Here is an 11,847-nt window from a genome sequence, read left to right as displayed (position 1 = left end):
CGCGGAGGCACTCGAAACGAGCGGATCTCGGCTGGGCGGGGTTTCCAGCCAATATACCTGTGCGACGAGAGCGCCAGAACGGGTGGCTCCCGCCGACGCCTCCGATCCCGCCGCTAGGCTGGACGCCGGATGCCACACGACCCGACTCTCGAAGTCCCCGACTCGTCCGGCCAGCCTGGGCCGGGAGCGGCGGTCGGCGTGCGCGAGGGGCGCCGAACCCCGTGGACCCCCGCGACCCTGCACTACGGGTCGCTGGTGCTGGGGTTCGTCGCGATCCTCTGGATCGGACACGACCAGTGGTTCTTCGGCGACGACTGGGCGATCCTCGTCCCGCGATTGGATGCGAGCATCCTGGTACCGCACGTCGGCCACTGGAACATGTCGCCGGCGATCGTCTTCCAATCGCTGCGCAACTGGCTCGGGCTCGGCTCCTACCTGCCGTTCCTCGCGCTCGCCGTGCTCGCCCACGTCGCCGTCGTGCACCTGGTCTGGCGAATCCTCAACCGGGTGGGAGTGCAGCCGTGGCTCGCGAGCGTGTTGGGCATCGCGCTCCTGCTTCTCGGCGGGGCATCGGAGAACATCTTCTGGGCGTTCCAGTTCGGCTTCATGGGTGCGATCGCCCTCGGCCTGTGGGTGCTCGTGCTGTTCGACCGCCCGCGCCTCAACATCCCGCTCATCCTGGTGCTCTCGCTTCTCGCCCCCACCTTTTCGGGCACCGCCATTCCGGTTCTCGCCGCCGCGGCTGCCGTCGGCGTGGTTCGGCACGGCTGGTGGCGCACGGGTCTGCTGCTGGTCCCCACGGCGGCCAGCTACCTGGTCTGGTACGTCCTCGTCGCCCGCGGCTACGCGGTGCCGGCCGCGGGGATCACCTCGATCGGCGGGGTGGCCCGGGCCGGGCTCTACGCGGCGGCGATGTACGGGGGAGGACTCGGGCGCGGCCTGCCCGTGATCTGGCTCGGCGTGATTCCCGCGCTCACGACGGCCGTCTGGGCGATCAGGACCGTGCGACGCGGCCTGAAGTCCCGAGCCGCGGCGGCCTACGCCATGGTGGGCGGGTCGCTCGTGTTCGTGGCGCTCACCACCTACTCGCGCATGTCGTTCGGGATCTCGGCAGCCGCATCCGAGCGCTACGCCTACCTCGTGATCGTGTTCCTGCTGCCGGCTCTCGGTCTTCAGCTCACCTGGCTCGCGGCTCGCGGGAGGCGAGCGTTCGCGGCGGTCGCCGCCGGTCTCGTGCTGATCATCGGTTTCAACACCGTCGACCTGGTGATCGAGGCTCACGCCCAGGCGGTGCGGGAGACCGGCAGCGAGCGGCGGATCGACGCGGATCTCGCGCGACTGCTGGAGAGCCCCGGCGACCCGGCACTGCTTGCGAGGGCGGCAGATGCCACCTGGTCGCCCGACCTGCTCGGGGCGGACCTGCTCGCGCTCTATCGCTCGGGCGAGTTTCCGAAACCCTAGAGATGGGCCCTAGAGAGCGGCTCGCGCCTTGAGCGGCTCCCACCAGGCGCGGTTGTCGCGGTACCACTGCACGACATCCGCGAGTCCCTGCTCGAACGGGACGAGCGGTTCGTAGCCCAGCTCGGCCCGGATCTTCCCGATGTCGACGCTGTAGCGCAGGTCGTGGCCGAGGCGGTCGGCGACCCGGTCCACGTACGACCAGTCCTTGCCGGTCGCGTCGAGCAGCAGCTGGGTGAGCTCCTTGTTGGTGAGCTCCGTTCCCCCGCCGATGTTGTAGATTTCGCCGGCCCGGCCGCGGGTGAGCACCATCGCGATGCCGCGGGTGTGGTCGTCGACGTGCAGCCAATCCCGGATGTTGTTGCCCTCGCCGTAGAGGGGAACGTGCTTGTCGTCGATGAGGTTGGTGACGAAGAGCGGGATCACCTTCTCGGGGAAGTGATACGGACCGTAGTTGTTGGAGCAGCGGGTGATCGAGACGTTGAGCCCGTGGGTGCGGAAGTAGCTGCGCGCGAGCAGGTCGCTGCCGGCCTTCGACGCCGAGTACGGCGAGTTCGGTTCGAGCGGGCGCTGCTCGTCCCACGAGCCCTCCGCGATCGAGCCGTAGACCTCGTCGGTGGAGACGTGCACGAAGCGCTTGAGTCCGCTGCGCAGGGCCGCGTCGAGCAGCTTCTGGGTGCCGAGCACGTTCGTCTCGACGAAGATCGACGCGTCGCGCACCGAGCGGTCGACGTGGGACTCCGCGGCGAAGTGCACGACGGCATCGACGGTGGGGAACAGTTCGTCGAGCAGGGCGGCGTCACGGATGTCGCCCTTCACGAACGTGTACCGGGGCGAATCGGCGACCGAGGCGAGGTTCTCCAGGTTGCCGGAGTAGGTGAGGGCGTCGAGCACGACGACGTCGGCGCCCTCGAGTCCCGGGTAGGCGTCTTCGATGGTGCGGCGAACGAAGTTCGAGCCGATGAAACCGGCGCCGCCGGTGACAAGAATTTTCATGTAGTGGGAGCTCCTTGGATCGACCTCCTAGATCTTAGCTGCCAGCCGTCTGCCGTGCCCGGTTCGCGCGAAGGGTGCCTTGCTAGACTCCAAACCGTGCAAATTCGCGAACTCAAGGTCCCTGACAGCTACGAGATAACCCCGAAGCAGTTAACCGACGATCGCGGCGTCTTCCTTGAGTGGTATCGGTTTGACCGGCTCGAGGCCACCATCGGGCATTCCTTGCAGCTTGCCCAGGCGAACACGTCGGTGTCCAAGCGGGGTGTGGTGAGGGGCATCCATTTCGCCGACATTCCCCCGAGCCAGGCCAAGTACGTGTCGTGCCAGTTCGGGGCAGTGCTCGACTACGTCGTCGACATCCGCGTCGGTTCACCGACCTTCGGCCACTGGGACACTGTGCTCCTCGACTCGACCGATCGCAAAGCCATCTACATCGCTGAAGGCCTGGGGCACGCCTTCGTGGCGCTGACGGCCGACGCCACCGTGTCGTATCTCGTCACGTCGACCTTCGACGCGGGCCGCGAGCATGGCATCAATCCGCTCGACGAGGAGATCGGGCTGACCTTCCCTCCGGAGGCCGGTGATCTGCTGTTGTCTCCGAAGGACACCTCGGCACCTGGACTCTCGGAGGCGGCAGCCATGGGGCTGCTGCCGACGTGGGCGGACGCCCGGTCCTTTTACGCGAGCCTCGGCCAGCAGGGCAGCTGAGCATGCGCGGAATCATCCTCGCCGGCGGGTCCGGCACGCGCTTGTGGCCGATCACCAAAGGCATCTCGAAACAGCTGATGCCTATTTATGACAAACCGATGATCTATTACCCGCTCTCAACGCTGCTCATGGCGGGGATCAGCGAGATCCTGATCATCACGACGCCCGAGTACAACGCGCAGTTCCGGGCGCTCCTGGGGGATGGGTCGGACCTCGGCATCACGATCCAGTACGCCTCGCAGCCATCCCCGGACGGGCTGGCCCAGGCGTTCATCATCGGTGAAGAGTTCCTCGGCGACGAGAGCGCCGCCCTGGTTCTCGGAGACAACATCTTTCATGGGGCCGGCCTCGGGTCTGCCCTTCGCGGCAACGCGGACATCGATGGAGCGATGATCTTCGCCTACCACGTCTCCAATCCGAAGTCCTACGGCGTTGTCGAGTTCGACGAGAACATGAGTGCGATCTCGATCGAGGAAAAGCCGCAGAGCCCGAAGAGCAACTTCGCAGTGCCCGGCCTCTACTTCTACGACAACTCAGTCATCGAGATTGCGAAGTCAATCAAACCGAGCGCCCGCGGTGAACTCGAGATTTCTACAGTCAACGAACATTACCTCCGCCAGGGCAAGTTGAAGGTGCAGGTGCTCGACCGCGGTACGGCCTGGTTGGACACTGGGACATTCGAATCCATGGTGCAGGCAACTGAATTCGTGAAGGTCGTGGAGGACCGGCAGGGCTTCAAGATCGGCTGTATCGAGGAGATCGCGTGGCGTGCCGGATGGATCGGTGACGAGCAGCTGCGTCGCCTTGCCGAGCCCCTACAGAAGAGTGGATACGGTCGCTACTTGAGCTCACTGCTCGGGGACTAGGTGTAGTTCCCGGGGACGTTGTACTGCTGTGACTCCAAGCACCGTCACGGACGTTCGCGTATGGCCGTCGGCGACGTTGCGGATCTCGTGTGCCGGAAGCTGGACCTTCTCGGCCCTCTAGTTGTGCCGCCCGCGTCGGTCGGGCCGTGTTCTGCAGGACGGGCCCCGGTGGTGCGGGTGCCTACCCCGCAGACTCCAGTTGTGCAGGACAGCTTGTGCAGGACACGGCAGGGGGTGGCGAACCGAAGGGTCCCGCTCTGCAGGACGCTCCCGTCGGTTCTGCACCTCTCGTCCTCGCTATCCGCCCGAGGCGTCCTTCACAACCCGTCCTGCCGTCCTGCGCGACCCGTCCTGCATAACTGGAGTCTGCGGGGTGGGCGCCCGTGGACGGCGGCACCGTCCTGCACAACCCGTCCTGCACAACCCGTCCTGCACAACCCGTCCTGCACAACCCGTCCTGCATAACCCGTCCTGCATAACTGGAGTGTGTAGGGCGGACACCCGTGGACGCCCGAGCCGTCCTGCACAACGCGTGCCCGGGCGAGGGAGTGCCGCACAATGGCGGGGACAGGCGGGCCGAAATGCCCTCCTGGCCTGGCTCCACACCGCGATCGGAGCCGGCCCACCCATCAGCCGGTTAACTAACGTCCCTGGGCGGTGCAGCTAGGTGATTCGACGTCGGAGCCGGTGGGTCAGCTGTCGCCAGGCGTAGCCGAGAGGGTTTCGACGCGCGGACGCAACCCGGGTTTGGAGCTCGGCGAGCGAGGTCTGCGCGCGCTCCTTTTCGTCTATGAGGGCTTGAACATAGCCGATGATCTCGTCGTTCGGCATCGGGCGTCGCCTGGCGGCAATCTCGCCGACCTCGGGGGCGTCGAGCGGGTAGGCGGTTCCGATGTATTGGAAGACCTCGCTCTCCGTCTGGCGCATGAGGTCGAAGAAGTGTGCGTTGGGCACAAGGCCCAACTGAGCCAGACGATCTTTAAGCCAGGAATCGGGATATTGAACGACGACAGGGCGTTCATCGACGATCGCGAAGCCCCCTGAGGCGAACGTGTCGGCAATCTCCATTTTGTCGTAGAAGTGGAAATGGGTGCGATCGAGCAGTCCGGTCTCCGTGTACGGGAATTCGCCCGAGAGTAGATCGAGACGCACGGAAAGGTGTCCCATGTGGGGGATCGAATAGGCCACGAAACCCCCGGGAGCGAGGCGCGGGCGGATCAATCGAAGCGTCGCACGCGGGTCGGGAAGATGCTCGAGGACATCCGCGAAGATCACCACATCGAAGACGCCCAGCGATTCGAGAGCCTCGGGTTGAGTGATGTCGATCACCAGCGCCCGATTCAGGACCTCGCGTGCGATGCCGATATCGGCCGAATTTGTATCGATTCCGGTGACGGTGCAGCCCCGCTCCCGGATGAGGGCGGCTCCGAAGTTGCCCGTGGAGCAGCCGACGTCGAGTACGCGCGAGCCCTCCGGGATCAACTCGAAGAGGTTGGCCCAGCTGTTGTTGTGTGAGCCAGCAGCGAATTCATGCTTGGCGTAGGGCGAAACGGCGTCGGTCACGTCACGACTATACCGACACGCTCCAGTTACAGAGAGTCGCCCTGCGTCGGGGTCAGTGAACCGAGGGCCCCGATCGACTCCGTCGCAGCCGCACCACTGCCAGGCGCGTCCACAGCCCGGCGCGAAGCGCGACGCGCACCGGCCAGAGTGCCCAACCCGAGTATTTCCGCATCAGGAACTTGCGAGCGCTGAGGTGATGCTCGCGCACCATCGCACTCGAGTCGGTAGCGGTCGAGTGCGCTCCGGAATGCACAACGGTCGCTGCTGGCTCATAAACACACAACCAGCCTGCCTTGCCCATTCGATAGCCGAGATCGACATCCTCGAAGTACATGAAGAAGTGCTCATCGAATCCGCCGAGTTGTTCGAATGCGGATCGTCTCGCGAGAAAGAACGCGCCGGACAGCCAGCCGCTGGTACGCGCCTTCAGCATCTCGGTGCGGTCGTTGTGGTAGGCGCTACTCCATGGATTGGTCGGCCAGATGTTCGCAAAGAGCGCGTGGCCTACGCCCGTTCGAAGTGAAGGGATGGAACGCGCAGATGGGTAGATGACCCCTGCTTCGTCCACTATTCGTGGGCCGACCAGCGCTATTCGCGGGTTGCTCTCCGCCCGGGCGATCAACGTGTCGATGGCTCCGGTGTCGATCGTGATGTCTGGATTGCCGATAACCAGCCATTCGATTTCGGCGGGGAGAGTGGCTACAGCGGCGTTGATCGCCGCTCCATAGCCGAGATTGCCGGTCATCGGAAGGTAATCGAATCCGGCTCTGCGCACGAGTGTGGAAATCGATCCGTCGTCCGCCTTGTTGTCGGCGACAATCACCCGAAGTTGCCTCGCGGACGAAGCGGAAATGCTGGCAAGAAAACCCGGCAGCACAGCGTCTGATCCAAAGCTGACGGTGATCACCCCGACGGCGGCTGTGGACGACACGGAGTTGCTGGGCATTTCACCAATCATAGATCGGATGCCTCGATCGCTGACGGGGGATCCCGACCTAGTCAATCGGCGTCATGCCGACGGAGACATCGGTAAAGAGGGGCCCCCAGGACCGCGCGTGCTGCCCGATTGAGAAGGAGGCCGCGTCGGTTGCACGGGCGATTTCCTGGTCGTCAGAGCCGAACATTGCCACCGTGACCCCGTATTCCCCGCCGCCGAAGTTGGCTCGAGGAAGGGCGAAGCGCACCCGGGCCGCACCGTCAAGGGTCGGGAACTTCGCGTCGAGGCTCTTGGAGGTGGCTCCGGTGACGAGTTGACCGAGGGGGTTGTCGATGTGCAGGCCCACCGCCCATTTGTTCAATGGGGTGGCCGACTCAACGTCGACCTCGACGAGGAGATCGTCACCAGTGGAGAAGTTTCTCTGCTCGTGCCCCTGGCCGTCCAGAACGCGCACTCGGGCGATCTTTCCGCGTTCGCCGGCGGGCTGTTTGAAGGTCCCGTGCCCTGTGGCGTCGGCTTCGTATGTCGCCTCGAAACCGGACCTCAGAACGGAGACCGCGTCGATCGGTTCCCCGTCGAAGACCACGCTGCCACGCGCGAGAACGATCGCTCGATTGCAGAAGTCCGTCACCTGATTCAGAGAGTGAGTGACGAGCACGATGGTGCGGCCCTCGTCCTGGAAGGATCGAATCTTGTCCAGGCACTTGCGTTGGAACGCTTCGTCGCCCACCGCAAGCACCTCGTCGACGAGGAGTAGATCGGGATCAACGTGCACTGCCACGGCAAAGGCGAGGCGCACATACATGCCGCTCGAGTAGAACTTGACCTGAGTGTCGATGAAGGCCTCGATGCCGGAAAACTCCACGATGTCATCGAAGTGCATGTCGGTCTGTTTGCGGGACAGGCCCAGAATCGACGCGTTGAGGTACACGTTTTCGCGGCCGGTGAGGTCCTGGTGGAAGCCTGCTCCCAATTCGAGAAGCGCGGCCATCCGTCCGCGGCGCTGCACCGACCCGGTGGTCGGCTGAATGATCCCGCCGATGGCCTTGAGGAGCGTGCTCTTGCCCGAACCATTGGGGCCGATGAGGCCGACTGTCGAACCGGCCGCTATTTCGATGTCGACGTTGCGAAGGGCCCAGAAGTCTTCCCGATAGCGGGCTCCGCGACCGAAATTGACGATGCGCTCTTTGATGCTGTTGTCTTTGCGCACGATGAAGCGCTTGGAGACGTCATTGACCTGCACGACGTTGACGGGGGAATTCATTACAGCTCCTGAGCGAAGTTACCGGAGAGTCTCGTGAAGAGGCGCTGGGCACCGAAAAGTAGGACGAGCCCGAGAAGCCCGATGAGCAACATTCGGAGTGGCAGATCCGAGGGAGACCCTCCCTCGCCGGTGGGCGACCAGAACGCGTCCTGGAACCCGAGTACGGCGAGCGTCACCGGGTTGTCGATATAGATCTGGAGGAGCCAATTCGGGAAGAAGCCGGAGACCGCTTTCAGCGAATACACGATCGGCGAACCCCACATCAGCAGGAGCAGCACAACCTCGACGATGTACTGAACGTCCCTCAGGAACACGTTCACCGCGGACAGAATCAGCGCCAAGGCCGCGCCATAGATGAGGACGATGCCCAGAGCTCCGACGGCGAAAAGCAGGTGAGTCCCAAAGCTGAGAGTGCCGATGACCAGGGCAGCCACAACGAGGATGAGGAATTGAATAAAGAAGTTGAAGAGTGCCGAGCCGATTGTGGCCAGCGGGAAGATCTCCCGGGGCAGGTAGACCTTCTTGACGAGTCCGGAGTTGGCGATGATCGACCCGGTACCGGTCTGAATGATCTCGCTGAACAGCGTGTAGATCGTCAGTCCGGAAAAGATGTACACAGCGAAGTTGTCGATGCCGCGAGCGGCGTGGAGGAACTGGCCGACGACGACGTAGTAGATGAGCAGCTGCGTCAACGGGCGGGCCAGGCTCCAGAGGAAACCCAGGGCGCTGTCCTTATACCGAGACTTGAGTTCTCGGCGGGTGAGCATGCTCAACAGCTCCCGGCGCCGCCAGATGTCCGAAATCGAGGTGGCGGTGCCGCGGAAGAGGCTGCCCGTCGCTCCTGCGTCCTGCCAGGGTGCCGCTGCAAGGGCCGCCTCGCGCTCACGAGAAGACATTTCTGTGCCTGCCATCGATTAGCTCCAAGCCGTTGCGAATAAACAGCGACATGATGCTGCGTATGAGAGGATACAACACCCTTCCGTGCCAATCTGTGAGGTAGCACTCGTCGTGACTAGATGCTCGGGGCTGTCGGCTAAACTCGATCTCTTGTACTAGACGACGCCGTGGTGCCCTGCTCTGCGGCCGGTGCCTCTTGACCGCGCCACATGGGAGCTACACCAGATGAATCGCGCAAAGGCCTTCCTCCGAAAGGTCGCCCTCCGACTGTTTCCCGCCAACTCGCGATCTCGCCGCTTACTCGCCGCCTTCTATTGGACATACAAGGGCGGCTCCGAAGCCTTCGCCAAGGCGCTCCGGGACCGACCGCTCTATCGCGGCAAGCGCAGCGGACTGCGAACGTATGCGGCATGGCGACGGCAGGAACGAAAGATCTCCACGGCAAGCAACGACCTTGCCATGGCGACGTCCTTTGCCGTGATCATCGAGCGTGACGGCCCCAGGGCGGATGTCGCGGTCGCGGCGACGGTGCGCAGCGTCCAACGTCAGATCGGCACTCGGGCAACGGTGTTTCCCGTTTCGTCAGGCATCTCGATGGCTGACGCGCTCGCGCCGGTCAGCCAGGACTTCGTGCTGTTCCTCAAGGCCGGGTCACTCCTGGCGAGCGGGGCTCTGACCGAGATTGCCAAGCTGCATCGGGTTGACCCCGCGCTCAAGCTCATCGGGTTCGACTCTGACGAGCGCGGACCGCTCGGAATGGTGCGCAACCCCCGATTCCGCCCGGAGTGGTCGCCGGAGATGCTTCTGGGAGTCAACTACTTCGGCCGAGCCTTCGCCATCAAGCGGAACGCTCTTCTGGCTACTGGGGCCGCGGTCGTGTCGGACCGCGGCATCTGGCGAGTGCTGCTTGCATCTCGGCTCGAGAGCCGCGTCGTGGGCAGGCTGCCCCGGGTGCTGCTCACTGAACCGGCGGGACAGGCAGCGCCACTCACCGTCGACGACGCGGAGATGGTGCGAGCCGTGCTGGAGGAGCTCGGCGAGAAGACCGAGGTCACGATCGATTCGGGCGACGTGGCCCGAGTTCGATTCCTGCCTGACCAGTGGCCGTCGGTGTCCGTCGTGATCCCGACCCGTCATTCCCGGGCCAATCTCGGGAGACTGCTCCCGAGTCTCGCCAGCACCGACTACCCACGCTTCGACGTGCGAGTCGTCGACAATGGCGGCCACACCACAGAGAACGACGAATGGTACTCGGCAAATTCGCACGGGCTCTCGCTGGCGGTCGACTGGTGGGTCGAGTCTCCGTTCAACTACTCCCGGGTGAACAACCACGGTGCTCGGTCCACCGACGGCGAGATCATTCTGTTTCTGAATGACGACACCCAGATAGTCGATCCCGGGTGGCTGAGGGAGATGGTGGGAGCCCTGCTGCGCGAGGGGGTCGGCACCGTGGGTGTGCAGCATCGCCAGGCGGAGGGACTCATCCAGCACGGAGGAGTCCTCGTCGGGCCCGGCGGATTCGCCGACAACCTCTTCTCGGGTATGCGGCCAGGCTCCGACACCCTCATCGGGCCGACCTCCTGGTATCGCAACGCGTTGGCGGTCACCGGGGCGTGCGTGGCCGTTCGTCGAACCGACTTCGAGCGGGTCGGCGGATTGGATGAGCGCTTCATCCTGACCGGCAGCGATGTGGTTCTCGGTCTCGACCAGGTGATTCAGGGTCGCCGGAACGTGGTACTGCCATTCGATCTGGTGCGTCACTTTGAGTCGCTGACCCGCGGTACGGCGATCCCTCCCGAGGACTTCTACGCCAGCTACTTCCGCTACCACCCCTGGTTGCAGAACGGCGACCCTTACTCGTCGCCGAGCGTCTCACGACTCAGCGCCCGGCCCACCTTCAACAACCGCAAAGACGTGGCGCCGGTGCGGTTGGCGCTCGAGGCGGTCGGTCGGGTGTTCGCCAACCTCGCCCAGAGTTCCGGCATCTCATCGGAGGCGAACAGCCTCATGTACAAGGCGTCGATCTCGAGCGCGGAAGTCGATGCCGTGCACGCTCTCCACGCGGAGAACGCGGACTTCCGCGAGATCCGCACGGTCAACTGGTTTGTCCCCGATATCGATATGCCCTTTTTCGGCGGACTCAACACGGCGTTCCGACTCGCCGACAAGCTCGCCCGCGATCATGGCGTGGCGAATCGCTTCGTGATGATGGCGGCACGGAACGAGGCGTACGTGGCGGGCGCACTCGCTGCGGCATTCCCGGGGCTGGCCGGTTCCGAGCTTTTCTTCTACGACGGGAGCGACGGCGAGATCGCGACCATTCCCCCCGCTGACGCGGCCGTCGCCACGTTGTGGCTGACCGCGGCTCATGTGGCCAAGGCTCCCGGGGTCAAGCGCAAGTTCTACCTCATGCAGGACTACGAGCCGGGCTTCTATCCCGCGAGCACCATGTTCGCCATGGCAGAGGAAAGCTACCGCCTTGGCCTCTACGGAATCTGCAACACGGTGAGCATGCACAAGATCTACACCGAGAGCTACGAGGGGGAGGCGATGTACTTCACCCCCGCGGTCGACCAGTCGATCTACAACGCTGTCGATCGTCGGGAAAAGGGCGACGACGAGCCCGTGACGATCTTCGCCTACGCCCGGGACCACTTCCGCAATTGCTGGGAACTCGTGTTCGCGGCGCTGTCGGAGATCAAGCGGATTCACGGTGACGGGGTGCGGATCGTCGCCGCCGGAGCGCGATACCTGCCAGAAAGCGCGGACTTCATCGACATGGGGCTTCTGGACTATCGGGCGACCGGGGCCCTGTATCGCGAGACGGACATCGGCGTGACGATGCAGATTTCCCGGCACCCGTCGTACCTGCCGCTCGAGCTCATGTCCAGCGGGGTCGCGATGGTCGCGCCGGACAGCCACTGGTTCCGTTGGCTTTTCCGCGGCGGGAAGAACTCCGTGCTCACTCGTCGAACCTATGACGACCTCGTCAACAACATCGATCTGCTCATTCGGGACAAAGATCTCAGGCAGAGCGTGTCGCGCGAGAGCCTGGCGACCATCGCCTCCGACCACTCGGACTGGGACGTCGCGCTAGACGGGGTGTTCGGCTACATGGTCAACCCGCAGAACTGATGCAATGGGCGGACCTTGCGACC

9 protein-coding genes are annotated in these 11,847 nt (G+C 64.1%); 4 read left to right on the top strand and 5 right to left on the bottom strand.

Going from position 1 to position 11,847, the window contains the following annotated elements; translation table 11 throughout:
* Positions 1–129 precede the first annotated feature (129 nt).
* Complete coding sequence (locus tag FVP33_RS17400; RefSeq protein ID WP_147784965.1) at positions 130–1,461, top strand: hypothetical protein; 1,332 nt, start codon at positions 130–132, stop codon at positions 1,459–1,461.
* 9 nt (positions 1,462–1,470) lie between these two features.
* On the opposite strand, the gene rfbB is transcribed toward FVP33_RS17400, so the two are convergent.
* A complete protein-coding gene (gene rfbB, locus FVP33_RS17395) occupies positions 1,471–2,454 on the bottom strand; it encodes a dTDP-glucose 4,6-dehydratase (RefSeq protein ID WP_147784964.1) in 984 nt (327 codons plus the stop codon).
* 96 nt (positions 2,455–2,550) lie between these two features.
* On the opposite strand from rfbB, the gene FVP33_RS17390 reads away from it, so the two are divergent.
* Positions 2,551–3,162: a dTDP-4-dehydrorhamnose 3,5-epimerase family protein gene (locus FVP33_RS17390; protein WP_147784963.1), complete on the top strand. Its 612-nt coding sequence runs from the start codon at positions 2,551–2,553 to the stop codon at positions 3,160–3,162.
* A gap of 2 nt (positions 3,163–3,164) precedes the next feature.
* On the top strand, positions 3,165–4,028 hold the full coding sequence (gene rfbA / locus FVP33_RS17385; protein WP_147784962.1) for a glucose-1-phosphate thymidylyltransferase RfbA: 864 nt from the start codon (positions 3,165–3,167) through the stop codon (positions 4,026–4,028).
* 663 nt (positions 4,029–4,691) lie between these two features.
* Here the strand turns inward: rfbA and FVP33_RS17380 are convergent.
* From FVP33_RS17380 to FVP33_RS17365, 4 genes are all read right to left on the bottom strand, one after another.
* Positions 4,692–5,591, bottom strand: a complete 900-nt coding sequence (locus tag FVP33_RS17380) for a class I SAM-dependent methyltransferase (protein ID WP_147784961.1) — start codon at positions 5,589–5,591, stop codon at positions 4,692–4,694.
* Between the two features lie 52 nt (positions 5,592–5,643).
* Positions 5,644–6,498 (bottom strand): glycosyltransferase family 2 protein, encoded by an 855-nt coding sequence (locus FVP33_RS17375; RefSeq protein WP_187270786.1) that lies wholly within the window; start codon positions 6,496–6,498, stop codon positions 5,644–5,646.
* 88 nt (positions 6,499–6,586) lie between these two features.
* Complete coding sequence (locus FVP33_RS17370) at positions 6,587–7,792, bottom strand: ABC transporter ATP-binding protein (RefSeq protein WP_147784959.1); 1,206 nt, start codon at positions 7,790–7,792, stop codon at positions 6,587–6,589.
* Complete coding sequence (locus FVP33_RS17365; RefSeq protein WP_246142403.1) at positions 7,792–8,703, bottom strand: ABC transporter permease; 912 nt, start codon at positions 8,701–8,703, stop codon at positions 7,792–7,794. The genes FVP33_RS17370 and FVP33_RS17365 overlap by 1 nt, the downstream gene beginning before the upstream one ends.
* 211 nt (positions 8,704–8,914) lie before the next feature.
* On the opposite strand from FVP33_RS17365, the gene FVP33_RS17360 reads away from it, so the two are divergent.
* On the top strand, positions 8,915–11,824 hold the full coding sequence (locus FVP33_RS17360) for a rhamnosyltransferase WsaF family glycosyltransferase (protein ID WP_147784958.1): 2,910 nt from the start codon (positions 8,915–8,917) through the stop codon (positions 11,822–11,824).
* Positions 11,825–11,847: the final 23 nt, after the last annotated feature.

This window comes from Lacisediminihabitans profunda, assembly GCF_008040105.1.
GTDB classification, from domain to species: Bacteria; Actinomycetota; Actinomycetes; order Actinomycetales; family Microbacteriaceae; genus Lacisediminihabitans; species Lacisediminihabitans profunda.
The sequence above is the reverse complement of the archived record's forward strand: the minus strand, read 5'-3'. Positions and strand labels throughout refer to the sequence as shown.

Coding starts and splice junctions, on each gene's coding strand:
- FVP33_RS17365 (WP_246142403.1), bottom strand. CDS start 8,703: ATGGCAGGCACAGAAATGTCTTCTCGTGAGCGCGAGGCGGCCCTTGCA.
- FVP33_RS17400 (WP_147784965.1), top strand. CDS start 130: ATGCCACACGACCCGACTCTCGAAGTCCCCGACTCGTCCGGCCAGCCT.
- FVP33_RS17360 (WP_147784958.1), top strand. CDS start 8,915: ATGAATCGCGCAAAGGCCTTCCTCCGAAAGGTCGCCCTCCGACTGTTT.
- rfbA (WP_147784962.1), top strand. CDS start 3,165: ATGCGCGGAATCATCCTCGCCGGCGGGTCCGGCACGCGCTTGTGGCCG.
- FVP33_RS17370 (WP_147784959.1), bottom strand. CDS start 7,792: ATGAATTCCCCCGTCAACGTCGTGCAGGTCAATGACGTCTCCAAGCGC.
- rfbB (WP_147784964.1), bottom strand. CDS start 2,454: ATGAAAATTCTTGTCACCGGCGGCGCCGGTTTCATCGGCTCGAACTTC.